At 68.4% G+C, this 21591-nt stretch carries 27 protein-coding genes and 1 pseudogene; 20 read left to right on the top strand and 8 right to left on the bottom strand.

Translation table 11 applies throughout. The annotated features are described in order from the left end of the window. The first annotated feature begins 38 nt into the window (after nt 1-38). The 3 genes from ABQE93_RS05690 to ABQE93_RS05680 are packed head-to-tail and all read left to right on the top strand — an operon-like array spanning nt 39 to nt 2072. Complete coding sequence (locus ABQE93_RS05690) at nt 39-1475, top strand: septum formation family protein (RefSeq protein WP_448406287.1); 1437 nt, start codon at nt 39-41, stop codon at nt 1473-1475. Nucleotides 1476-1486: 11 nt separating this feature from the next. Next, on the top strand, nt 1487-1828 hold the full coding sequence (locus ABQE93_RS05685; protein ID WP_448406286.1) for a metallopeptidase family protein: 342 nt from the start codon (nt 1487-1489) through the stop codon (nt 1826-1828). Between the two features lie 49 nt (nt 1829-1877). Continuing rightward, a complete protein-coding gene (locus ABQE93_RS05680) occupies nt 1878-2072 on the top strand; it encodes a hypothetical protein (RefSeq protein ID WP_448406285.1) in 195 nt (64 codons plus the stop codon). Here the strand turns inward: ABQE93_RS05680 and ABQE93_RS05675 are convergent. Then, nucleotides 2052-2744 carry a histidine phosphatase family protein gene (locus tag ABQE93_RS05675; RefSeq protein WP_448406284.1) on the bottom strand — a complete coding sequence of 231 codons (693 nt, stop codon included), beginning with the start codon at nt 2742-2744 and terminating at the stop codon, nt 2052-2054. The genes ABQE93_RS05680 and ABQE93_RS05675 overlap by 21 nt on opposite strands. Further along, nucleotides 2741-3667 carry a prephenate dehydratase gene (pheA, locus tag ABQE93_RS05670; protein WP_448406282.1) on the bottom strand — a complete coding sequence of 309 codons (927 nt, stop codon included), beginning with the start codon at nt 3665-3667 and terminating at the stop codon, nt 2741-2743. The genes ABQE93_RS05675 and pheA overlap by 4 nt, the downstream gene beginning before the upstream one ends. A 108-nt stretch (nt 3668-3775) precedes the next feature. On the opposite strand from pheA, the gene ABQE93_RS05665 reads away from it, so the two are divergent. From ABQE93_RS05665 to ABQE93_RS05655, 3 genes are read left to right on the top strand one after another with little or no spacing between them, the layout of a single operon-like run. After that, nucleotides 3776-4570, top strand: a complete 795-nt coding sequence (locus ABQE93_RS05665; protein WP_448406281.1) for a DUF2470 domain-containing protein — start codon at nt 3776-3778, stop codon at nt 4568-4570. A gap of 30 nt (nt 4571-4600) precedes the next feature. After that, nucleotides 4601-5368 carry a CPBP family intramembrane glutamic endopeptidase gene (locus tag ABQE93_RS05660; RefSeq protein ID WP_448406280.1) on the top strand — a complete coding sequence of 256 codons (768 nt, stop codon included), beginning with the start codon at nt 4601-4603 and terminating at the stop codon, nt 5366-5368. Between the two features lie 31 nt (nt 5369-5399). Then, entirely contained in the window at nt 5400-6626 is a 1227-nt protein-coding gene (locus ABQE93_RS05655; RefSeq protein ID WP_448406279.1) for an LCP family protein, read from the top strand. An 84-nt stretch (nt 6627-6710) separates the two neighbouring features. Here ABQE93_RS05655 and ABQE93_RS05650 read toward each other — a convergent pair whose 3' ends face one another. Together ABQE93_RS05650 and ABQE93_RS05645 are read right to left on the bottom strand one after the other, a co-directional pair. Then, nucleotides 6711-7562: a glycerophosphodiester phosphodiesterase gene (locus tag ABQE93_RS05650; protein WP_448406278.1), complete on the bottom strand. Its 852-nt coding sequence runs from the start codon at nt 7560-7562 to the stop codon at nt 6711-6713. Then, the gene (locus tag ABQE93_RS05645; RefSeq protein WP_448406276.1) at nt 7559-8572 is read right to left on the bottom strand and encodes a DUF4328 domain-containing protein; all 1014 of its coding nucleotides are present in this window, start codon (nt 8570-8572) and stop codon (nt 7559-7561) included. Before ABQE93_RS05645 ends, ABQE93_RS05650 begins: the two co-directional genes overlap by 4 nt. A gap of 388 nt (nt 8573-8960) precedes the next feature. Between ABQE93_RS05645 and ABQE93_RS05640 the strand changes: the two genes are divergently transcribed. Beyond that, entirely contained in the window at nt 8961-9119 is a 159-nt protein-coding gene (locus ABQE93_RS05640; protein WP_427055728.1) for a hypothetical protein, read from the top strand. 80 nt (nt 9120-9199) lie between these two features. Here ABQE93_RS05640 and sodN read toward each other — a convergent pair whose 3' ends face one another. Further along, nucleotides 9200-9622, bottom strand: a complete 423-nt coding sequence (gene sodN, locus ABQE93_RS05635; RefSeq protein ID WP_448406275.1) for a superoxide dismutase, Ni — start codon at nt 9620-9622, stop codon at nt 9200-9202. Nucleotides 9623-9708: 86 nt separating this feature from the next. On the opposite strand from sodN, the gene ABQE93_RS05630 reads away from it, so the two are divergent. The 4 genes from ABQE93_RS05630 to ABQE93_RS05615 all read left to right on the top strand — a co-directional run bounded on the left by ABQE93_RS05630 (nt 9709) and on the right by ABQE93_RS05615 (nt 12289). Continuing rightward, nucleotides 9709-9987, top strand: coding sequence for a S26 family signal peptidase (locus ABQE93_RS05630; RefSeq protein ID WP_448406540.1), 279 nt, complete (start codon nt 9709-9711; stop codon nt 9985-9987). 70 nt (nt 9988-10057) lie between these two features. Next, nucleotides 10058-10591: a peptidase gene (locus tag ABQE93_RS05625; RefSeq protein ID WP_448406274.1), complete on the top strand. Its 534-nt coding sequence runs from the start codon at nt 10058-10060 to the stop codon at nt 10589-10591. A 268-nt stretch (nt 10592-10859) separates the two neighbouring features. Beyond that, on the top strand, nt 10860-11558 hold the full coding sequence (locus tag ABQE93_RS05620) for a TMEM165/GDT1 family protein (RefSeq protein WP_448406273.1): 699 nt from the start codon (nt 10860-10862) through the stop codon (nt 11556-11558). Between the two features lie 332 nt (nt 11559-11890). Then, entirely contained in the window at nt 11891-12289 is a 399-nt protein-coding gene (locus ABQE93_RS05615; RefSeq protein ID WP_448391744.1) for a transcriptional regulator, read from the top strand. Nucleotides 12290-12336: 47 nt separating this feature from the next. Here the strand turns inward: ABQE93_RS05615 and ABQE93_RS05610 are convergent, their stop codons facing one another. Further along, nucleotides 12337-13524 carry a hypothetical protein gene (locus ABQE93_RS05610; protein WP_448406272.1) on the bottom strand — a complete coding sequence of 396 codons (1188 nt, stop codon included), beginning with the start codon at nt 13522-13524 and terminating at the stop codon, nt 12337-12339. Next, complete coding sequence (locus ABQE93_RS05605; protein ID WP_448406271.1) at nt 13521-14012, bottom strand: ImmA/IrrE family metallo-endopeptidase; 492 nt, start codon at nt 14010-14012, stop codon at nt 13521-13523. Before ABQE93_RS05605 ends, ABQE93_RS05610 begins: the two co-directional genes overlap by 4 nt. A 212-nt stretch (nt 14013-14224) precedes the next feature. Between ABQE93_RS05605 and ABQE93_RS05600 the strand changes: the two genes are divergently transcribed. The 8 genes and pseudogenes from ABQE93_RS05600 (at nt 14225) to rraA (ending at nt 19367) form a co-directional block, all read left to right on the top strand. Beyond that, nucleotides 14225-14881, top strand: coding sequence for a DUF6474 family protein (locus ABQE93_RS05600; protein WP_448406270.1), 657 nt, complete (start codon nt 14225-14227; stop codon nt 14879-14881). Beyond that, nucleotides 14882-15424, top strand: coding sequence for a hypothetical protein (locus ABQE93_RS05595; protein ID WP_448406269.1), 543 nt, complete (start codon nt 14882-14884; stop codon nt 15422-15424). It abuts the gene before it with no gap. Between the two features lie 40 nt (nt 15425-15464). Then, on the top strand, nt 15465-16094 hold the full coding sequence (locus ABQE93_RS05590) for a YcnI family copper-binding membrane protein (RefSeq protein ID WP_448406268.1): 630 nt from the start codon (nt 15465-15467) through the stop codon (nt 16092-16094). Beyond that, on the top strand, nt 16091-16600 hold the full coding sequence (locus ABQE93_RS05585; RefSeq protein ID WP_448406267.1) for a copper resistance CopC family protein: 510 nt from the start codon (nt 16091-16093) through the stop codon (nt 16598-16600). Before ABQE93_RS05590 ends, ABQE93_RS05585 begins: the two co-directional genes overlap by 4 nt. Further along, nucleotides 16576-17520 carry a CopD family protein gene (locus tag ABQE93_RS05580; RefSeq protein WP_448406266.1) on the top strand — a complete coding sequence of 315 codons (945 nt, stop codon included), beginning with the start codon at nt 16576-16578 and terminating at the stop codon, nt 17518-17520. The genes ABQE93_RS05585 and ABQE93_RS05580 overlap by 25 nt, the downstream gene beginning before the upstream one ends. 90 nt (nt 17521-17610) lie before the next feature. After that, nucleotides 17611-18102 carry a hypothetical protein gene (locus tag ABQE93_RS05575; RefSeq protein WP_448406265.1) on the top strand — a complete coding sequence of 164 codons (492 nt, stop codon included), beginning with the start codon at nt 17611-17613 and terminating at the stop codon, nt 18100-18102. 33 nt (nt 18103-18135) lie between these two features. Then, nucleotides 18136-18891: pseudogene (locus ABQE93_RS05570) on the top strand (MerR family transcriptional regulator). Beyond that, complete coding sequence (rraA, locus tag ABQE93_RS05565) at nt 18888-19367, top strand: ribonuclease E activity regulator RraA (RefSeq protein ID WP_448406264.1); 480 nt, start codon at nt 18888-18890, stop codon at nt 19365-19367. Before ABQE93_RS05570 ends, rraA begins: the two are co-directional and overlap by 4 nt. A 27-nt stretch (nt 19368-19394) precedes the next feature. Here rraA and ABQE93_RS05560 read toward each other — a convergent pair whose 3' ends face one another. Then, nucleotides 19395-20864 (bottom strand): flavin-containing monooxygenase, encoded by a 1470-nt coding sequence (locus ABQE93_RS05560; RefSeq protein WP_448406263.1) that lies wholly within the window; start codon nt 20862-20864, stop codon nt 19395-19397. A 76-nt stretch (nt 20865-20940) separates the two neighbouring features. Between ABQE93_RS05560 and ABQE93_RS05555 the strand changes: the two genes are divergently transcribed. Further along, nucleotides 20941-21588: a TetR/AcrR family transcriptional regulator gene (locus ABQE93_RS05555; RefSeq protein ID WP_448406262.1), complete on the top strand. Its 648-nt coding sequence runs from the start codon at nt 20941-20943 to the stop codon at nt 21586-21588. The last annotated feature ends 3 nt before the right edge of the window (nt 21589-21591 follow it).

Here is a 21591-nt window from a genome sequence, read left to right as displayed (position 1 = left end):
ATGCATCGCTTGTCACATGACCCGACACGCCTGTCACAATGGAGCAGATGTTGGACGTACCCGAGGCTCCCGAGGCTGACGAGCAGCCGCAGCGGGCGGCGTGGTGGAAGAGCTTGAATGCCACGCCGACGCGCCGCGGGTTGCTGTTGACCGCGCTCGGCGCCCTGCTCATCGCCGGTTTGATCACCGCGGTGCCGCAGCGTGACGGTGCGACGGGGCTAACCGCCAGCACGATCTCGTTGGGTCCGCGCGGTAACGAGACCTTCGAGCACGCCAAGGCCGGTGACTGTCTGAATTGGCCCGAAAGCACGCCCGACGCCGCCGAGATCGTCGACTGCAAAGACGAGCACCGCTTCGAGGTCGCCCAGTCGGTCGATATGCGCATCTACCCGGGCAGCGAGTACGGGCCCGACGCCGAGCCGCCGTCGCCGGCGCGTATCCAGCAGATCAGCCAGGAGCAGTGCTCGACGTCGGTGCGGCGCTACCTCGGGGCCAACTACGACCCGAACAGCCGGTTCACGGTGAGCATGCTGTGGTCGGGCGAACGGGCGTGGCGCAACCAGGACGAACGGCGCATGCTGTGCGGTCTGCAACTGCCCGGACCCAACAACCAGCAGCTGCCGTTCAAGGGCAAGGTCGCCGACATCGACCAGTCCAAGGTGTGGCCCGCGGGTACCTGCCTGGGCATCGATCCGTCGACCAACCAGCCCACCGACGTTCCCGTCGACTGCGCGGCACCCCACGCAATGGAGGTGACCGGCGCGGTCAACCTGGCCGAGCGGTTCCCCGACGCGCTTCCGCCGGAGAACGAGCAGGACGCGTTCATCAAGGACGCCTGCACCCGGATGACCGACGACTACCTGGCGCCCATCGAGCTGCGCAGCACCACGCTGACGCTGATCTACAGCACCATTTCGCTGCCGAGCTGGTCGGCGGGCAGCCGCCAGGTGTCGTGCAGCATCGGGGCCACGCTCGGCAACGGTGGCTGGTCGACGCTGCTCAACAGCGCCAAGGGGCCGCTGCTGATCAACGGTCAGCCGCCGATTCCGCCGCCCGACATCCCGCAGGAGCGGCTGAACTTCCCGCCGATCCCGATGCCGGAGATCAGCAGTTCCTCGGCCGCGAGCAGCAATCAGTCCTCGAGCAGCGGAAGCAACAGCAGCAGCAGCGGCAGTAACAGCAGCAGTAGCAGCGGCAACACCCACAGCGGCGGCAGCTCGGACGGGACGCATCACGGTCCGCCGGGCAGCGAGGGCGCGCCGGAAGCCGAACAGCCCGGCAACACGTTCCTCGGTGGCGCTCCGCCGCCGCCACCGCCGCCGGGTGTTCCGCCGCCGCCTCCGCCGCCAGGTGCTCCGCCGCCGCCTCCGCCGCCAGGCCTGCCGCCGCCACCTCCCCCGCCCGCGCCGGCGCCCGCACCTGCGCCCCCGCCGCCCGCGCCTGCTCCTGCGCCGCCGCCACCACCGGTGCCGTAGTGGCGGCGCGGATGAGCCCGCAGAGGTTCGACGAGTTGGTCTCCGAAGCGCTCGATCTCATACCGCCCAAGCTCGCCGCGGCGATCGACAACGCCGTCGTGCTCGTCGAGGACCGCAACGAGGAGGAACCCGATCTCCTCGGGCTGTATCAGGGCACTGCGCTGACCGAACGCGACTCCTGGTACGCCGCCGGCTCGCTACCGGACACCATCACGATCTACCGAGAGGCACTGCTGGACACGTGCGAAACCGAGGAGCAGGTGGTCGAGGAGGTGGCGATCACCGTCATCCACGAGATCGGCCACCACTTCGGCATCGACGACGAGCGCCTGCACGAACTGGGTTGGGGCTAGGCGGGCGCGGCATCCGCGAATCGTCGGCGCGCAGTGCTAGAAACGGGCCATGAGCAGTGAGTGCCGCGAGTGCCGAACGGGGCTCGAACACTGCCACGGCACCGTCATCCATCACGCGGCGGATCGCGCCGAGTGCACGGAACCCGACTGTGCGATGCCGGAGGTGGTGCACGTGTTTCGGATCGATTGCGAGGCCGTCGGCTGCCTGTGCGGCGTCGCGGTGTCAGCCCATCGGGTCAGCTGACTGCAGCGCGTCCTCGACCGGGCTCACGTCGGGCTCCGGATAGAACGGCGGCGTCAACGCGCCCCACTGCACACAGCTCCAGCGGCCGTCGGTGATCGGCGCCAACACGATCGACTCGGCGTTGCCGAGGTGGCGGTCGAGCGCGAAGCTGCTGTCCACACCCGCCAGCACCGCCGACACCAGCCGGATCGCCGCGCCGTGGCTGACGACGACGATGTCGTCGTGCCAGGAGGCGTCGTCGAGGTGACGCAGCCGCAACTCGGTGACCGTGGGCAGATACCGGTCGAGCACGTCACGGCCCGACTCGCCGTTGGGCATCGGCACCTCGAGATCGCCCTGATGCCACTGTTGGTAGACCGACTCGAACTCGGCGATGGCCGCATCGTCGTTGCGGTTCTCTAGATCGCCGACCTGGACTTCGTGGATGCCCTCGAATTCGTAAGTGTCCAACCGAAGTTCGGCCGCGATTTCATGGGCGGTCTGGCCGGCCCGCACGGCCGCGGAGTGCGCCAGCAGCCCGGGGCGGGTCGTCGACGCGGCGCGCCTGGCGAACGTGCGTGCCTGGTTGCGTCCCAGGTCGGTCAGCGCGGCCCCCGGCGGACGCGTGTCCAGCCGCCGTTCGACGTTGGCATGTGACTGTCCGTGCCGAACCAGCACCAACCGCCCACTCACTGCTTGCCCTCCCGCAACCGCGTCAACCAGCGGGATGCCTCGTCCAACTGTGGTGGCACCGCGCCGGCGGCCGATCCCGTCGGCCAGGAACCTAGATAACGCACATCTGAACAACGCCTGTGCAACGCCTTTAGTGCCTCGGCGACCGCATCGTCGTCAATGTGCCCGACACAGTCCAGGAAAAACACGTAGGTGCCCAACTCGGTTCGGGTCGGGCGGGATTCGATGCGGGTGAGATCGATATCGCGCACGGCGAACTCGGTCAGCGCCAAGACCAGCGCGCCCGGCTCGTTGTCGAGGCGCAGGACCACCGACGTGCGGTCGGCGCCGGTGCGCTGCGGCGGCGCCGCGGGCGGGCCGGCCAGCACGAACCGGGTGCGGGCGTTGGCCTCGTCGACGACGCCCGTGGCCAACGCGGCCAGCCCGCAGCGTTCGGCGGCCAGCGCCGTGCTCACCCCGGCGTCGGCGCGTCCCTCGGCGACGTCGTGCGCGGCCGCGGCGTTCGAATAGGCCGGCACCACCTGCGCTGCGGGCAGGCGGTCCGCCAGCCACTGGCGCACCTGCGCGGCGGCCACCGGAAACGCCGCGACGGTGGACACCTCGGCGGCCGTGACGCCATGCCGAACGACGATCGTGAACGCCACATCCAGCGTGAGTTCTGCGAAGATCTGCAGCGGTGTTCCCGCCGCCAGGCTGTCGAGCGTCGGCAGCACCGCACCCTCGATCGAGTTCTCGATCGGCACGCACGCGAACTCGGCGTCGCCGGACCGAACCGCCGCCAGCGCGGCCGCCGCGCTGTCGAACGCGACCGGAACCACGTCCGCCGTCGCCGCCGTGTGCGGGACCATGTCGGTGGCTGCCATCTTGCGCAGCGCCGCCTCGGTGAAGGTTCCCTCGGGTCCGAGATAGGCGATGCGTGGCACGAGCCAACCCTATCGGTTCACCGCGGTAATCCCGTTCCGCTGCACGTAAGCCTTGCGTGATTCCCCGGCGCCTAGTTAAGTTAGGCTCACCTAATCTTGAGGAGGGACATGGTTGCGACCCTGATAGCACCGACGACGGCAGAACGAATCCGCAGTGCATGCGCCAGGGCGGGCGGGGCGATGCTCGCGGTCGGGGGCGTCGATCCCGCCGAGTCCCCGGTGCACCATCTGTTGCACGACGGCTCGTTCGCGATCACCGTTCCGCTCGGCGGCACGTTGGCCGGCAAGGTGGTCACCGCGGAGCCCACCGGTGTGCCCGCCGTCCTGGAGATGACTGACTACGCGCCGCTGCCGCTGCGCGAACCGGTGCGCTCGCTGGTGTGGATCCGCGGTCGCCTGCACCACGTGCCCGGCGCCGAGGTTCCGGCCCTGCTCGACCTGATCGCCTCCGAGGATCCCAACCCCGCGCTGCTTTCTGTCAACGCCGGTCCGGCCCGCGACGACGGCGAGCTGCGCTACGCACTGGTGCGGCTGGAGGTGGACTCGGTGGTGGTCGCCGATTCCGCCGGCGCCGAATCGATCGGTGTGACCGAACTGCTCGAGGCGCAGCCGGATCCGTTCAGCGCCATGGAGGTCTGCTGGGTCCAGCATCTGGAGTCAGCGCACCGCGATGTGGTGGACCGGCTGGCCACCCGGCTGCCGATGTCGCTGCGCCGGGGCCGCGTCCGCCCGCTGGGGCTGGACCGCTACGGGGTGCGGCTGCGGGTGGAGAACGACGAGGGCGACCACGACGTGCGGCTGCCGTTCGCCAAACCCGTCGACGACGTCACCGGCCTGTCCCAGGCGATCAGGGTGCTGCTGGGCTGCCCCTTCCTCAACGGGCTGCGTGCGCGCCGGCCCTGACCCGCTTCACCGCCCGCTACCGTAGCTGCGGTGACTGGCGGCCCAGACGAACTGACCGAAACGCAGCGACGCGCGCTGCGCATCGAGGTCACCGTCGTGCTGGTCGTGACGTTCGCGCTCTCGGCCTACACCGCGCTGCTGCGCCTTGTCGAATCGGTGTTGCTCGGCCTGGCCGGGCAGGTCGTCGCGCTCAACCCACGCCGTTCACAGTTCGACCTGATCGACCTCGGCCTCAACCTGGCCGGGGTGTTCCAACTGCTGGCGTGGGGCGCGCTGGCCGTATACCTGTTGTGGCGCAGCGGTTTTGGCCCGGACCGGATAGGTCTCGGCCTGCCGAGGTGGCGGCCCGACGTGCTCGGCGGCATCGGGCTTGCCGCGCTGATCGGGGTGCCGGGCCTGGCGCTGTACCAGATCGCGCGCATCCTCGGCCTCAACGCGTCGGTGGAACCCGCCGAACTCTACGACACGTGGTGGCGCATCCCGGTGCTGCTGCTGGTGTCGTTCGCCAACGGCTGGGCCGAGGAAGTGATCGTCGTCGGCTTCCTGCTCACCCGGCTGCGCCAACTGCGGGTCAATCCGGTGGTCGCCGTCGTCGCCTCGAGCGTGTTGCGCGGGCTCTACCATCTGTACCAGGGTTTCGGCGCCGGTCTCGGCAACGTCGCGATGGGCCTGGTGTTCGGTTATGCCTACCTGCGCACCGGGCGGCTGTGGCCGTTGATCATCGCGCATGCGCTGATCGACGCGGTCGCGTTCATCGGATACGCCCTGGCGGCAGGGCACCTCGGCTGGCTGCAATAAAAACCAGCGGTCGCCACGTAGATTTCTTGCTGTGAACGACGATCCGCGACCGCCTCGGGGTGTGGACCCCCGCAGTCGTCAGGAGCCGTCTCAGGTGATCCGGCGAGACCCCAACTTCCGTCCGCCGCCGTCGCGCAGACCGCCGCCACCTCCCCCGCACAAGGTGCCGCCCCCACCCCCTCGTCAAGCGCCTCCCCCACGCCAGCCGCCGCCGCGCAGGCCGCCGCCGCCGCGCAGGCCGCCACCGCCCGCGGTGCGTCAGCCACAGCCGCCGCCCGCGCCGAAAGCGAAAAAGCCACGGCGCAAACGGCATTGGGGCCGCGTGCTACTCGCGTGCCTGCTGGTGGTGATCGTCGCGGTGGTGGCCACCGGCGTGTGGCTGGACCGCTCGCTGCACCGCATACCGGCGCTGCCGAACTACGGCGAGCGTCCCGCGGCAGGCGCGGGAACCACGTGGCTGCTCGTCGGATCCGACAGCCGCCACAACCTGACACCCGAACAGCAGGCCGACCTCGCCACCGGCGGCGACATCGGCGACGGCCGCACCGACACCATCCTGCTGGTGCACCTCCCCGCGCTCGGGTCGAGCAACGAAACCACGATGGTGTCCATCCCGCGGGACTCCTACGTCGAAGTGCCCGGCTACGGCAGCGACAAGATCAATGCGGCGTTCACGCTCGGCGGCGCGCCGCTGTTGGCCCAGACCGTCGAGCAGGCGACCGGGCTGCGCCTCGACCACTACGCCGAGATCGGGTTCGACGGTTTCGCGGAAATGGTCGACGCCGTCGGCGGCGTGACGATGTGCCTCGACCAACCGATTTCCGATCCGCTGGCCGGCATCGACCTGCCCGCTGGATGCCAGAAGCTCGACGGGCGCAGCGCGCTCGGCTACGTCCGTACCCGCGCGACACCACGCGCCGACCTGGACCGGATGATCCATCAGCGCGCCTTCATGGCCGCCCTGCTGCAGCGTGCGGCCAGCCCCGCGGTGCTGCTCAACCCGCTGCGCTGGCAACCGATGGCCGAGTCGGTGAGCAAGGCCGTCGCCGTCGACGAGGGTGCCCACATCTGGGACCTGGTGCGGCTGGCATGGGCCCTGCGCGGCGACGTCACCACCGTGACCGTGCCGATCGGCCAATTCACCGGCAACAATTCGGGTTCGGTGGTGGTTTGGAATGACGACGCCGCGGACCAATTATTCGAGGCGCTGCGTACCGATTCACCGGTGCCTCAAACGGTGCTCGACGCCCAGCCGTAATCCTTGTCAGCAAGCAATTCACTGGGAAGGTACGTGGTTTTGGCAGAGAGGATTCCGCGACTCCGAAGGCCGCCAGCGGCCGGGTTAGCGACCGGCGCCGGTCAGCCCGTCCTGCAGCCAGGTCTTGGTGCGGCCGGGATGGTTGGTGGCCACCCACGCCACCCCGAGATCACGGCAATAGCCGACGTCCTCGAAATGGTCGACGGTCCAGCAGTACAACGCCCGGCCCTGCGCGGCGGCCCGGTCGACCAGTTCGGGATGTTGACGCAGCGTCATGATCGAGGGACCCACGGCGGTGGCCCCCACCGTGGTGGCCGCGCTGCCGCCCAGAAAGCGCGACGTGTCGCCGAGCAGCACCGTCGGCAGCATCGGCGCCGCACGCCGGATCCGCCACACCGCCGCCGCGGAGAACGACATCACCACGGCGCGGGCCAGATCAGCCGACGGCGGTGCCGCGATGCCGTAGCGGTGCAGCAGGGCCAGCACCTTGCTCTCCACCAGCGCGCCGTAGCGAACGGGGTGTTTGGTCTCGATGAACAGCTTGACCGGACGGTTCCAGTCCAGCACCAGCGAGATCAGTTCGTCCAGCGTCAACAGCCCGGTGTCGCCGGAACCGGCATCGTTGCGCTGGCTGGGATGCCATGAGCCGTAGTCGAGTTCACGCAACTGCGCCAGCGTCATCTCGCTGACGACACCGGTGCCGTTCGACGTGCGCTCGACCCGGCGGTCGTGCAGGCACACCAGGTGGCCGTCGCGGGTCAGGCGCACGTCGCACTCGACGCCGTCGGCGCCCTCTTCCAGCGCCAGTTCGTAGGCCGCCCGGGTGTGCTCGGGCCGGTCGGCCGAGGCGCCGCGGTGTGCCACCACGAAGGGGTGAGTCCCGGGTGCCGGCCCGGGACTCGCCGATCCGGCGGGCTCGCCGGCGTCCGAAGTCATACGGCTGCGGTTGCCGGGCGCTGCTCGGAGGCCTCGGCTGCTTCTGCGGGTTCGGGCTCGGTAACCACCACCCAGCGTTTGGACGGCCGCTCGACGGGTTGCCGTTCGAAGCCCTCGAAAACCTTGTAGGCCAGCAGCAGCGCGGCCAGCGCCAGCAGGTAGGCCACGGTGGTCGTCACGGTGTTGTCGGCGATGCCCTGGGCGTCCTGGGTGAAGCTGGTCGCGATGGACCAGATCGATACGGCGTAGCTGGCCAGCCACACCAGCCACCACACCACCACGGGCCGGCGCAGCCACGTCAGCCGCTCCTCGACGCCGGCGAGTTCGAGCACGAAGACAGGCGCCCACGCGAGGTTGACCAGCGGCACCAGGCATCCGGCCCGCAGCGCCCACGCCGGCCGGGGATCGTCGTGCCCACGGTGGGCGAACGCGGCCGCGCGCCGGGCGACCAGCCAGTTGGCCAGCACCACGATGCTGGCGACCACGCAAAACATCGCGATCACACTGATGCCGACCCCCAACCACGTCGCCGACCCGGCGATCCACGGGTTGAGCAGCATGCCGCGGTTGATGATCAACAGCGCATAGCGCACCAGGTGGATCAGCGCGGCCGCGCCGAGCACCACCATGGTCGCGACGAGGAGCGTGCGCACCTTCGCCGGCGCCGGGCCGGTCTGCGGCGTCGACTGCCGCGGTTCGACGTGCTCGAAATGGTCGGTGAGCCCCCATCGGGGGATGAACGGGTAGCGCGGGGTGGGGCCCAGCGGTCTGCGTACGCGGCGCGGCGGCGGTGGAGTGCCCGGACGCACCGCAATCCAGCGGTAGCCCGGCGGCAGCCGCGGGGGCGCCGCGCCGGACGACGGACGCGCGGAAGTGGCCGGGGCGCTCCATTCGGTTCCCGGTTCGGGACCGGTCGGGGCCAGGAGGCTGCCGTTGCAGCGCGGGCACCAGACCCGGCGGCGGTCGCGCACATTCCACCGCGTTCCGCACTGGGAACACACCTGGATCATCCGACCAGCCTAGCGACGGCGGCACACGACCTCGCAGTTGCGGCCCGATGCCCGATGTCAGCAATTTCGAGCTATCCACAGTTTCCACAGGTTCATCCACAGGCCCATGATCGGCCGGAATCCGCTGTGAGCCGCTCAATCTGTGCGGTTGCTGAAGATCACTGTGGATAACCTGGACGCCTTCTGACCAACACTCCACCGAGCCGAGCGAAATCGGTAGCTGTACTAATTCTGGCCGTCCGGCCGGACCGATGAGCACCCGCTGCACCGTGGCGGCCGGGCGATTTCACGGGGCCGTCCACAAGCGCTATGATCGGCGTCACAACTCGCACTTGTGTGACTGTGCTCACTGAGGAGAACTAGCGGACGTGCAGGTCAGGAGTACTTGATGGGGTCATATCCGATGGGTCCGGGATCCGCGGTACCGCCGTCTGAGTGGCAGTCCTCCTCGAACGTCTACAACCGCTCGCAGTTGGTGGCCTGCGTCCGCGCCGGCATCATCGCGTTGGTGCTGCTGGGCATCCTCGCCCTGATCGTCCTGTTCTGATCTCGCCCTAAGCGATACGAAAAAGCCGCCGGAACGGAAAAGCGTTCCGGCGGCTGTGTGCGGATGGAAAACGGCGTCGGTCAGGCGGGCGGGTAGACGCCCATGCCCTTGGCCTTCTCGGTCTGCCAGAAGATGTCGGCGATCTCGTCGATGGTCTTGAGCAGGTTCTCGGCGACGGCCACGTCGGTCGACTTCTTCACGTCACCGGCACCGTGCACACCGTCCCAGAACAACTGGTGCAGGTTGGGGAATTGGTCGAAGTGCTCCTTGGTGAAGAAGTCGGCCCACAGCACCATCAGGTGATGCTTGACCTCCTCGGCCTGGCGCTCCTTGATGATGACGCAGCGGGTGCGGAAGTGGTCATCGTCTGAATCGTGGTACTTCTGCAGCGTCTTCAGACACGAAAGCGCTTCAATCTTGGCCTGGGCGGGGTCGTACACGCCGCAGTACAAATCGCAGTGGGCATGGGCAGGGGTTGCGTTGGCGAACAGTCGATGCAGCATGGCCTCTAACTTACCCTTCGGGGGTGGGCCGCAACCATGGACCGTTCAGTTGGCCGCTGCGTCGATTCACCGTCGTCGAAGATTCGATGCGGCCCACGCTGACGCCGGGAGACGGTCTGCTCGCACTGCGTTGCGGACCGCCCCGGCCCGGCCAACTGCGAGTATTCCGCGATCCGCTGCTGTCCTCCCGGTGGCTCGTCAAACGCGTCGGCGAGGTGCGCCGAGCCGGTAGCAGTACGACTTTCGAGGCCCGCTCGGAGAATCCCGGTGTGCCGGGCGCCATGGATTCGCGCGAGTTCGGCTGGGTCGCCGCAGCAGATTCCTACCGGGTCGTGTGGGTCGTCCGAACGAAAGTCGACCGTTAGCACTCGTGTCGTCTTGTGTGCCAAGCATTTGCAACGCATCCTGAGCCAATAACAATGGCGCGGAGGCGACATGGAACAAAGCTCCGGTCGGGCGATCGGCATCGCCCCGTTTCATTCACGAGGTTCCTTGAAGGGCTTCGTCATCTCCGGACGTTGGCCGGACTCCACCAAAGAATGGGCGCAGCTGTTGACCCTTGCCGTGCGCGTCGCGTCTCTGCCCGGCTTGCTGGCCACCACAACGATTTTCGGCGCTCGCGAGGAGTTGCCCGATGAACCCGAGCCCGACACCGTCGGGCTTGTGGTCGCCGAGGGCACAGTGGTCGGTGATTCGGCGGTTGCGCCAGGACATTTCGCGCAGCACCAGCCGCCCGCACTGCTCATGCTGCACCCGCCGTCCGAAACCATGCCGTCACTGCCCGAGTGCACGGGTGCCGCGTCGGGTTGCGTCCTGCTGCCCGGGCTTCCGCACCTGGGCCTCGAACACCGCGCTGCGTGGGTGGAAGCCGAAGCGGACGGCACGGTCACCTCGATGGTGAGCCGCGTCGGAGTGGATCCCATCAGCCATCCCGACACCGCCATTCTCGCGATGCTGCTTGCGGCGTAAGGGTTTTCGAACGCGCAGATTCGTCTGCCTGAACACTTGATTCGGGTACCCGAAACCTCCGTATGCGGTGGCGCGCCGCGGATATCGCCGCTATGGTCGGTCTCATCAGCGAAGGGGAGTAGCCCCCAATCGTCGTGTCGACATACTGGCGCGAGCCCGGCCGGCGAACCGCGAGCTCTTGAAGGGCGCGGTGGGCGAGACCTTCGACCGAAGCCGGACAGGCCGCTGAGCATGCAGTCCGACGGCGACGAGTCGAAAGGTCGTTTTCATGCTCACCGCGATAGCGATCAGCCTCGCCGTGGTATTCGTCGCCGAACTGGGCGACAAATCGCAACTGATCGCCATGACCTACGCGCTGCGTCACCGGTGGTGGGTGGTGCTGTCGGGCGTCGGCCTGGCGGCGCTGCTGGTGCACGGCCTTTCGGTGGCCATCGGCCATTTCCTCGGGCTGACGCTGCCCGACCGTCCGATCGCGTTCGCCGCGGCCATCGCCTTCGTGCTGTTCGCCGTGTGGACGTGGCGTTCTGCCCGCACCGGCGACGACGGTGACATTCGGGTCGCCGAAACCCGCTGGATCATTCCCGCGATCGTGTCGTCGTTCGTGCTCGCCGAGCTGGGCGACAAAACGATGCTCGCGACGGTGACGCTGGCCAGCGACCACCGCTGGTCCGGGGTGTGGATCGGCGCGACTGTCGGGATGGTGGCCGCCGACGCGGTGGCGATCGCGGCGGGTGCGTTTTTGCACAAGCGATTGCCCGTGCGGTTCCTGCACAACCTGGCGAGTGTGCTGTTTCTGTCGTTCGGCGTGTGGCTTCTCTTCGACGCGGCCCTGCAGATGCGATGGGCCGCGCTTTTGGGCACCGGTTCGGTGGTCGCGCTCGCAAGCTGCGGGCTGCTCGTCAGCCTCGTGCGGCGTCGACGCGCGTCGCCCGGCGGCCTGCCTGCGCCGACGGCGCCTCGTTACTAAGCTCAACTTGATAACAGCAAACGCTCCCAGCGCCCGGGGGCGGCGTGATGGGCGTTGCCAGTGGGATTGGACACCATTACTGGGGCGCCGGCGCCGAACGGGCTGGCAAATCAAATACGACGCAAGCGTCATTATTTGCCAGAACGCCCCACAGGCCTGCGCGATGCGCATACCCTACAGACGTCGCCACCGCCCGTGGCGGCTACCGACAACGACAAGGCGGGTCAACTTTTACGCGGTTTGCACTTGGTTGACAGCACAACACTCGCTACGATGATCAGCAAATACGCCGCCAATAAACCCGCTCGTCTACGCATGTGGAGGTCATATCGATGAGCACGACGTTCGCCGCCCGGCTAAACCGGCTGTTCGACACCGTTTATCCACCGGGTCGGGGCCCGCACACGTCGGCTGAAGTGATCGCAGCGCTCAAGGCAGAGGGCGTCACGATGTCAGCCCCGTACCTGTCTCAGCTGCGCTCAGGCAACCGCACCAACCCGTCCGCGACCACCATGGCAGCCCTTGCCAACTTCTTCCGGATCAAGCCGGCGTACTTCACCGACGACGAGTACTACGAGAAGCTCGACAAGGAACTGACCTGGCTCGCCAACATGCGCGACGAGGGCGTCCGCCGTATTGCGGCACGCACCGTCGGGCTGTCCCCAGAAGCGCAGCAGGACATCGCGCAGAAGGTGGATGAGTTGCGTCGCCGGGAGCACCTGGACGATTAGCCCGCCGCTCGCCGGGCCTTAGGGCCCGGCGAAGTACCAGGGTTGATTTACCGCGACGCCGGTTGAGGCTGCGTATTTCCGGACGCGTCCCCCGAGCCGTTCCTGGCTCGGGTAAGCATGCGGTACTGCTCTGCGATTTCGAGGATCCATTCGCGGTCTGAATAGCTCTCCGGTTGGCGCAGCCAGCCGGGACCGGGATAGGCCGCCTTTTCCGCGTCTGCGCCATCCTGGCGGCCGGTGTAGATCCACTGCGCGATGGCGCGCCCCTGTTCGCGCGGCGGCACGTCCGGCGTCTCGACCTCCTCGCCGGCGTCCTCGACGTCAGAACCGGCTCCGGTCGCGTCGACGCGTAGCTTGCGCTTGTGGTCTGCGGCGGTGGCCTCCAGAAACAGCGCGTCGGAGATCAACGACATCCGTTCGGCCACCCGAAAGGCCAGCGGGCCGCGCGGACGCACGCCGATCCCGATGTCTGGGTGCCGACGCCCCAGTTCGGTCAGCAGCGGTTGGATGACCCGCAGCTCGCGGCGGGCGCCGAAATAGTCCTCGATGCTGGGCAGCAGCGATCCGGCCGCGACGACGAGCATCGCGCACCCCAGAAGCGTCGCCGCGGTACGCACCCCCACCGGACCGGTGTCGCCGACCACGCGTAGGAAGAAGAACCCGGCCGCCGCGACGATCAGCACGATGCCGACCGTGAAGACGAACAGCGCGCGTCCGCGTCGGCTGCGGTTGGAGTAGCGCATCCCCGCCCACGACACCAACGACAGCGCGAGCAGCACGTAGAGCAAAGGCAACAACCACGGCAGCGAGTTGCCGCCGGAATCGAGGTTCTGCCGCAGATACTCGTCGGGCGCCATCTCGGGCTGCTGACCCGCGCTGAAGAAGGCGATCAGGCTGATCGTGGCGATGACGGCGGCGACGCCGTACTGCACCATGGCGATCTTGCGGATCGTGGCGGGTTTACGTCCGGACGAGACGGTGGTGATCATCACCGAGCTGCCCGCCGCGCAGCCGATCAACGCGATCTGGGTCAGCCCCATCGAGATGTTCGGCCAGTGCAGCGCCGTGTCGACCAGGAGGGTCAGCGGTTGCCAGTTCAGCGCGGCGACCAACCCGAGGCTGCCCAACGCCAGGATCATCGCGGTGCTCACCAGCGACTGCTTGTTGACCAGCGCCCAGCCGATGCGCAGACCGGTGGCCAATCCGAGCAGACCGGCGATCACCCAGACGATCAACCAAACGCCTCTCCGAGCCGTACCTGGACGATCGACGAGCGGTCAGATGGCAGCCGGCCCAGCCGGTAAAGCAGCAGCGCGGCGAAGTCCTCGGCCTCCTGCTCGGCGTCCTCGCCTGCGGGTCCCATGCAGCCGGTCCGTTGGTTGAGCATGTATCCGATGAGGTCGAAGCTGGCCACCTCGACGTTCTCGCGGGCCGCCTCGACCACCGGCATGCCCTCGTGGCCGAGCACCAGATGGCCGAGTTCGTGGGCCAACGTGCGGTCCCAGGCGGGCAGGCCCTCCTGGATCAGGAACACGTCGCGGTCGGTGTACTGGCGCCACTGCCCGCACACTCCGGGCGGCAGTTCGGCCATCTTCAGCTCGATCGGGCGCCCGCGGTCCTTGCTGACCGCATCGACGAGACGGGTCAACGATACTTCCCCGTGTCGCGGGGCCAGATCCAGGACCGCACCCACGGCGCGGGTGACACGGCGGCTGGCAGCCATACACAAACCCCCTATCAACGACGTCCACTATGCTCGCTCCGCCCCGTTGAGGCGGGCGATTCTGCTCAGTTGACCAACCTTGCGGTGCCCCCGTGGGTCCAGCATGCCCGTTACCGATGGTGCTGCCAAGGCCGCCACCTTCGGCCCCGATGTGCCGGACGATAATGTTGGGCTGCACCGTGACCAGAACCTAGAGCCGGGAGGCAGCCGGGATGAGCCCGTTCAAGCGACGCAAAACCCGCGCCACCCGTCGGGCCGAGGCGCGTGCCATCAAGGCCAAGGCCAAGCTCGAGGCCAAGCTGTCGGCCAAGAACGAGGTCCGGCGCTTCAAAGCCGAGCAGAAGGCCGACAACAAGGCGCTCAAGGCGCAGCTGAAAGCTCAGCGCGACAGCGACCGCGCCGCGCTCAAGGTGGCCGAGACGCAGTTGAAGGCCGCCCAGGAAGGCAAGGTCTTCGCCCCGGGGCGGATCCGCAGGATGCTCACGGTGACGCGGTTGCTCGCCCCGGTCGTGGTGCCGCTGGCCTACCGCGCCGCCACCTCGGTGCGGGGTGTGCTCGACGAACGCCGAGCCGAACGGCTGGGTGTTCCGCTCAGCCAACTCGGCCAGTTCTCCGGGCACGGCGCCGAACTGTCGGCGCGCATCGCCGGTGCGGAGAACTCGGTGCGACTGGTCGCCCAGAAGAAGCCCAAGGACGCCGAGACCAAGCAGTTCGTCGCGGCTATGACCGAGCGGCTCAGCGACCTGTCGGCCGCCGTCACCGCCGCCGAGCACATGCCGACGCCGCGTCGGCGCTCCTCGCACGCCGCGATCGCCCGCCAGCTCGATGGCATCGACGCCGATCTGATGGCACGGCTTGGCGTGAGCTGAGTGGCAGCCGAGGTGGCGATGTCGCCGGCACGCGTCGCGGTCCGCATCCGCGGGTTGTCCTGCGGTCTGCTGACCGCGGCACTGGCGGTCGCCGCGCACGGGGTCGGCAGCGGTGCGCCGCCGACCGGAGCGTCGGCCACGCAGCTGGCCGTGCTGGCCGCGACGGTGGGCGCGGTGGCCGCGGCCCTGCCGCGCGCCGGTGAAATCCGAGTCCTGATCGGGCTGCTGGCGCTCGGCCAACTCCTCGGCCACGCGATGCTGGCCGTCGGCCACGACCACGCCCAAGCTGCCGCCCTACCCGCCTGGGTCATGCCGGCCGCCCATGTGGTGGCCGTCGGCGTCGGCGCCGCACTCATCGCAACCGGCGAGCGGTGGTGTCGCGCCGCGCTGCGGGTCGTGCGCGCGGTGGTGCGCGTCGAGCGCCCGCCGGTGGCCGCGACGACGGTCGCCGTGGTTCACCGTGCCGATCAGCCGATGCGTTCGGCGTTGTTGCTCGCCGCTTCGGTGTCACATCGGGGTCCACCGGTTCACGCCTGCTGCTGATCCGAACCCCCGTAACCGACACCAGAAAGCATCCATACACATGAGTTCCTTCGCGAAGGCGTCTTCGCGCGCCCTGATCGCCGTTGCCGCCGCTGCTTCGACCGGGCTGGTCGGGGCGTTGGCGACCGCTGCGACGGCTTCGGCCCACGTCCACGCCGAGGCCGACCACGCTGCCGCGGGCAGCACCGCCACCGTCACGTTCCGGGTGCCCGGTGAGTCCGAAACCGGCGCGCTGACAACAGAATTGAGCGTCGACCTGCCCGATGTGACGTCGGCGCGAACCGAGGTGATGCCGGGCTGGACGGCTCGCCTCGATCGCGACGTCGCCGCGGGCACCGTCTCGTCGGTCACCTGGACCGCGGCGCCCGGCACAGGCATCTCCTCCGACCAGTTCGCGCTGTTTCGGATCTCGGTGCGGCTGCCCGAGAGCGAATCGGTCAGCTTCCCGGCCACCCAGACCTACTCGGACGGCGAGGTTGTGCGCTGGGACCAGCCGCTGCTGCCCGACGGCGGCGAGCCCGAATTCCCCGTGCCCGTTCTGGAGTTGACCGAGTCGACCGCATCGCAGCCCTCCAGCGTCGACACCACGGCGCGCTGGCTGGCCGGCGGCGCGTTGGTGCTGGCCGCAGTGGCCGGGGCCGGGGCGCTGCTGGCGCGGAGGCGGTCATGAGACGCCTTCTCGCGACCGCGCTGCTGGCGGTCGCGGTGGTGGCCGGCTCACTGGCGACGGCAGCCGGCGCGTCAGCGCACGCCACCCGCATCGCCACCGACCCCGCCGAGAACGCCCAGTTGACCGAGTCACCGGCCACCGTCGCCGCGACGTTCAACGAGGCGATGCAGCCGCAGTTCGCGGCGATGACCGTGGTGGGACCCGACGACAACCTGTGGTCGACGGGCGAACCGAAGGTCGAGGGCGCCGTCGTCTCCGTCGGGGTGCGCCCCCTGGGCCCGGCCGGCACGTACACCGTCAACTACCGGGCGACCTCGGCCGACGGGCACGTCATCTCCGGGTCCTGGGCCTTTGAGCTCACGGCGGCGGGCACCGGCACCCCGGGCCCGCCGGCCACGGCGGCCGATGATGCGGGCGACGACGGGTTCCCGATGTGGCCGCTCTATGTCGGCGTCGTGGTGATCGTCGGCGGGGCTGTCCTGTGGGCGGTGCGGCGCCGCACGTGACGCCTCGCAGGGCGGTGGCCGGCGCGACGCTGGTGGTGGCGGCCGCCTCGGTGCTGGCGTGGGCGCTGGCGTATCCGCAGGCGTCGCTGACCATGACGCTGGTGCGCGCGGTCTCGGTGTGCGCGGCGGTCGTCACGCTCGGGTTGGCCGCGGTGCCGATGCTCGACGCAAGCCGGCACCGCGCCGAGGTGATCTCGCGGGCCGCGACCCCGCTGGCGGTCACCGCCGTGGTGTGGCTGATATCGGAGCTGACCCGGCTGGTGGTGGCGGCCGCCGAGACCGCCGGCGTCCCGGTCCGTGCGCTGGGCGCGGGCACGGTCGCTGATTTCGCCGTCGCGACGACGGCCGGGCGGTCCGGGTTGGTGGCGCTGGGTGCCGCCGCGGCGGTGGCCGTGGCGGCGCTTGCCGCGCCTCATGCGGTGTCGACGGTGGCGGTGCTGACCGGGGTGGCCGCCATCGGCGTGGTGGCGCGACCGCTGACGGGTCACTTCGCACACAGCGCGCTGGGCGGGTTGGCGGTGGCGGTGCACATGCTGGCGGCGGCGCTGTGGTGCGGCGCGCTGGCTGCGCTGGTGTTGACGATCGAGCACCGCGGGCAGTGGGCCCGGATGTTGCCACGGTTCTCGGCGCTATCGCTGGGGTGTGTGCTGGCGTTGGTGGCCGCAGGCACGTTCAGCGCGGTGGTCAGGCTGGATGCCGCCGCGGATCTGTGGACCACCGGATACGGCCGGGTGCTGTCGGCGAAGATCGTGGTGACGGCCGCATTGGTGGTGCTGGGCTGGCGCAACCGCACGATGTGGCTGCCCGCCGCGCGTTCGCATCGGGCCACCGCGGGGGTATCGCGGTCGCGGTCGATGGTCGAGTTGACGATGATGGCCGTCGCGCTGGCCTTGGCCGCTGGGCTGGCCGTCACCGGTTAGCGCATGGCCGACCTGGCATGATGGGACCGTTGCCGGTTCCCGCGCGCATGCCCACAGGCCAAGACATAGACACTGCAAAGGAGCAGCCCGATGGCAGACCAGCAGGGCCGACCCGACGAAAAGCCGGAAGGTACGCCGCCGGCTCCCGAGTCGAAGCCGCCGGTGCCGGACGCGCAGTCCCCCGAACCGCCCGCCAAGGCGGCTAAGAAGACGCCGGCCAAGGCAGCCAAAAAGACGCCGGCCAAGAAAACCCCGGCGAAGAAGGCCGTCAAGAAGGCGCCAGCCAAGAAGGCCGCGGCTAAGAAGGCACCGGCCAAAAAGGCGCCAGCCAAAAAGGCATCGGAGGCGCCCGCGGCGCCGAAGCCGCCCCCGGCTGAGGACACCCTGACGTCGGCTGCGAAAGTCACTGCGGCGCAGGCAAAAGCGACGGTGGCGACCGCCAGCAACCCGGTGTCGGGGCCCGAGCCGGTTCCGCCGCCCGGCCCGGAATCCTCGCGCCTGCCCGTTGCGGTCGCCGTCGCGGCCGGTGTGCTGGCCATCCTCGTGGTGTTGTTGGTGCGCCGCGGCTCCGACAAGAGTTGACCCTCACGCGACGTCATAGTCGATAGTGGCGTCATGGACGCCAGAACCGTCGGCGCGGTAGCCGCCCTCACGGGTGTCTCGGTGCGCACCCTGCACCACTACGACCACATCGGTCTGGTGGTGCCCAGTGTCCGCACCCCGTCGGGCTACCGGGGTTACACCGACGCCGACGTCGAACGGCTGCACCTGGTGCTGGTCTACCGATCGGTGGGCATGTCGCTCGAGCAGATCCGCACGCTGCTCGACGACGCCGACGCCGACGTGCTCGAGCACCTGCAGCGCCAGCACAGGTTGTTGCTCGAGCAGGCCGACCGGCTACAGCACACCATCAAGGCAGTGGAGGAACTGATGAACGCACACCGCAGCGGTATCCAGTTGACCGTCGACGAACAGATCGAGATCTTCGGCACGACCGCGTTCAGCCAGGAGTACGCGCAGGAAGCCGAACAGCGCTGGGGCGAGACCGACGCATGGAAGCAGTCCCGGCAGCGGGTTTCGACCTTCACCAAACAGGACTGGATCGACGCCAAAGAGGAGAACGATGCGCTGTTGGCGGCATTGGCCCAGGCCAAACGCGACGGCGTTACGCCCGGTTCGGCTGAGAGCGACGCGCTCGCGGCCCGGCACCGCGCGTCGATCGAGCGGTATTACGAGTGCAGCGATGACATGCACGTCTGCCTCGGGTAGATGTACGTGGCCGACGAACGGTTCACCCGCTACTACGACGACGCCGAACCGGGCCTGGCCCAGTTCGTGCACGACATCATCGTGGCTAGCATCAAACGGTGAGCATCGATCCCCGCCCGACTGCAGACCTGGTCGACGAGATCGGCCCCGACGTGCGCAGCTGTGATCTGCAGCTGCGCCAGTTCGGCGGCCGCGCGCAGTTCGCCGGGCCGATCACCACGGTGAAATGCTTCCAGGACAACGCGTTGCTGAAATCGGTGCTGTCGCAACCCGGTGACGGCGGGGTGCTGGTAATCGACGGCGACGGCTCGGTGCACGCGGCGCTGGTGGGCGACGTGATCGCCGGTCTGGGCGTGGCCAACGGCTGGGCGGGGCTGATCATCAACGGTGCCGTACGGGACGCGGCGATGCTGCGCACGCTCGACATCGGCGTCAAGGCGTTGGGAACCAACCCGCGCAAGAGCACCAAAACCGGTGCGGGACACCGGGATATCCCGGTCGGGTTCGGCGGCGTGGTGTTCACGCCCGGTGACGTCGCCTACAGCGACGACGACGGCATCGTCGTGGTCACCCAATAGCGCGCACTCCCCTTTTACCGCGAGGAACTAGACCGTCACCGGCGCGCGCTGTTTGGTGAACTTCAACGCCTCGTCGTCGACCTTGCCGTGGCGGATCAGGCGCAGGTCGAGCAGGTAGTTCTGCTTGAGCCGCCACGGGGCAACGGCCCCGGCCTTGGGCAGGTAGTCCAGGGCGCGCAGCACGTAACCGGGCGTGAAGTCCATCAGCGGTCGCTCGTCGACGCTGTTACCGGGATGCTGCGGTTCGACCGCGTCATAGCCCTTGGCGTCCATGTAGTTCAGAACGCGACAGACGAACTCGGATACCAGGTCGGCCTTCAGGGTCCACGACGAGTTGGTGTAGCCGATGGTGAACGCCAGGTTCGGCATGTGCGTCAACATCATGCCCTTGTAGGCCATGGTGTTGTTGAGTTCGACCGCCTCGCCATTGCGTGAGATCGTCGCACCGCCGAACAGCTGCAGGTTCAAACCCGTTGCGGTGACGATGATGTCGGCTTCAAGCTCCTCACCGGAGGCCAACTTGATCCCGGTCTTGGTGAACCGCTCGATCGTGTCGGTGACCACGTCGGCCTTACCGTGCCGGATGGCCTTGAACAGGTCGCCGTTGGGCGCCAGGCACAACCGCTCGTCCCACGGGTTGTACGCCGGGCTGAAGTGCTTGTCGACGTCATAGCCCTCGGGCAGGCGGCGCTCCGCCATCTTCATCAGGACCTTGCGCATGGCGTTCGGGAAGCGCCTGGCGAACTGGTAGCGCCCGGACTGCACCAGAATGCACTTCCACCGGTTCACCACGTAGGCCAGCTTCTCGGGCAGCGTCTTGTTCATCCGGACGGTGAACTGGTCGACGTCGGGCAGCGATCCGATGTAGGTGGGTGATCGCTGCAGCATCGTGACATGCCCGGCACCCGAATTGGCAAGTGCGGGAATGAGAGTCACGGCGGTGGCACCGCTGCCGATGACGATGACCTTCTTATCCTGGTAGTCCAGATCCTCGGGCCAGTGCTGCGGGTGGATCAGCGTGCCCTCGAAGTCGTCGTAGCCGACGAACGTCGGTAGATAACCCTCGTCGTAGTTGTAGTAGCCGCTGCAGGCGAACAAGAAGGAACACTTGATCTCTACTTCTTCGCCGTCACGTTCGACGCGAACGGTCCACTTGGTCTCTTCGTCGGACCAGTCGGCGGCCAGCACCCGGTGCCCATAGCGGATGTGCTTGTCGATGCCGTACTCGGCGACGGTGTCCTTCAGGTAGGACATGATCGACGGGCCGTCGGCGATGGCCTTTTCCGAGGTCCACGGCTTGAACCGGAAACCGAGGGTGAACATATCGGAGTCCGAGCGGATGCCCGGGTACTTGAACAGATCCCAGGTGCCGCCCAGGTTCTCGCGGCGCTCCAGCATCAGGTAGCTCTTGTCGGGGCAGCGGTCCTGCAGATGCCAGGCGGCGCTGATGCCGGAGATGCCGGCACCCACGATGACGACGTCGACAAATTCAGTCATGCTGTCAAGCTATCAACACACCGTCGAAAAAGTCAACGGAGTGTTGAAAAACTCGACATCGTGTAAGGTTTGCCTGGTGACGACCGCCAGCCAGCCCCGCGCCGCCCGAGCCCGCCGCACGAACCGGCCCTCCGGGGACGAACGTGAGCAGGCGATTCTCGACACCGCTGAGCGCCTCCTTGAGCACCGCCGGCTGGCCGACATCTCGGTCGACGACCTCGCCAAAGGCGCCGGCATTTCGCGGCCGACGTTCTACTTCTACTTTCCGTCCAAGGACGCGGTGCTGGCGGCGCTCGTCCGGCAGGTGATCAGCGAGGCGGACCGCAACGCCGACGAAGCGATGGGCGGTATGGACGCCTCCGTGGACCCCGCCGGTGTGTGGAAGGCGATCAACGCGCTGTTCGAGACGTTCGGGGCGCATCGAGCGGTGACGCTCGCCGGTGCGGCGGCGCGGCCGGCGAACCCCGAGATCGGGGCGCTGTGGTCCCGGTTCATGCAGAAGTGGATCGACCACACCGCCGCGTCCATCGACGCCGAGCGCGCCCGCGGCGCAGCGCCGGACACGCTCAACTCGGCCGATTTGGCCACCTCGCTCAACCTGATGAACGAGCGCACGATGCTGGCGGCGTTCGCCGGGGAGCAACCGGCCGTCGCCCCCGGTCAGCTCGTTGACACCCTCGCGCACGTCTGGGTCACGAGCATCTACGGCACAACTGCGCGCTGACCT

This window comes from Mycolicibacterium sp. XJ662 (assembly GCF_053484035.1).
Note: the sequence above shows the minus strand (reverse complement) of the source record. Positions and strands in the feature narration are given on the sequence as shown.

What these genes read in the sequence shown, in the direction of transcription:
- ABQE93_RS05685 (WP_448406286.1), top strand. Translation starts at nt 1,487, where the DNA reads ATGAGCCCGCAGAGGTTCGACGAGTTGGTCTCCGAAGCGCTCGATCTC.
- ABQE93_RS05575 (WP_448406265.1), top strand. Translation starts at nt 17,611, where the DNA reads ATGGCAGACCAGCAGGGCCGACCCGACGAAAAGCCGGAAGGTACGCCG.
- ABQE93_RS05605 (WP_448406271.1), bottom strand. Translation starts at nt 14,012, where the DNA reads ATGGCTGCCAGCCGCCGTGTCACCCGCGCCGTGGGTGCGGTCCTGGAT.
- ABQE93_RS05590 (WP_448406268.1), top strand. Translation starts at nt 15,465, where the DNA reads ATGAGTTCCTTCGCGAAGGCGTCTTCGCGCGCCCTGATCGCCGTTGCC.
- ABQE93_RS05620 (WP_448406273.1), top strand. Translation starts at nt 10,860, where the DNA reads ATGCTCACCGCGATAGCGATCAGCCTCGCCGTGGTATTCGTCGCCGAA.
- ABQE93_RS05585 (WP_448406267.1), top strand. Translation starts at nt 16,091, where the DNA reads ATGAGACGCCTTCTCGCGACCGCGCTGCTGGCGGTCGCGGTGGTGGCC.
- ABQE93_RS05650 (WP_448406278.1), bottom strand. Translation starts at nt 7,562, where the DNA reads ATGACTTCGGACGCCGGCGAGCCCGCCGGATCGGCGAGTCCCGGGCCG.
- ABQE93_RS05640 (WP_427055728.1), top strand. Translation starts at nt 8,961, where the DNA reads ATGGGGTCATATCCGATGGGTCCGGGATCCGCGGTACCGCCGTCTGAG.
- ABQE93_RS05690 (WP_448406287.1), top strand. Translation starts at nt 39, where the DNA reads ATGGAGCAGATGTTGGACGTACCCGAGGCTCCCGAGGCTGACGAGCAG.
- sodN (WP_448406275.1), bottom strand. Translation starts at nt 9,622, where the DNA reads ATGCTGCATCGACTGTTCGCCAACGCAACCCCTGCCCATGCCCACTGC.
- ABQE93_RS05625 (WP_448406274.1), top strand. Translation starts at nt 10,058, where the DNA reads ATGGAACAAAGCTCCGGTCGGGCGATCGGCATCGCCCCGTTTCATTCA.
- ABQE93_RS05600 (WP_448406270.1), top strand. Translation starts at nt 14,225, where the DNA reads ATGAGCCCGTTCAAGCGACGCAAAACCCGCGCCACCCGTCGGGCCGAG.
- ABQE93_RS05645 (WP_448406276.1), bottom strand. Translation starts at nt 8,572, where the DNA reads ATGATCCAGGTGTGTTCCCAGTGCGGAACGCGGTGGAATGTGCGCGAC.
- ABQE93_RS05630 (WP_448406540.1), top strand. Translation starts at nt 9,709, where the DNA reads ATGCGGCCCACGCTGACGCCGGGAGACGGTCTGCTCGCACTGCGTTGC.
- ABQE93_RS05615 (WP_448391744.1), top strand. Translation starts at nt 11,891, where the DNA reads ATGAGCACGACGTTCGCCGCCCGGCTAAACCGGCTGTTCGACACCGTT.
- ABQE93_RS05680 (WP_448406285.1), top strand. Translation starts at nt 1,878, where the DNA reads ATGAGCAGTGAGTGCCGCGAGTGCCGAACGGGGCTCGAACACTGCCAC.
- ABQE93_RS05665 (WP_448406281.1), top strand. Translation starts at nt 3,776, where the DNA reads ATGGTTGCGACCCTGATAGCACCGACGACGGCAGAACGAATCCGCAGT.
- ABQE93_RS05560 (WP_448406263.1), bottom strand. Translation starts at nt 20,864, where the DNA reads ATGACTGAATTTGTCGACGTCGTCATCGTGGGTGCCGGCATCTCCGGC.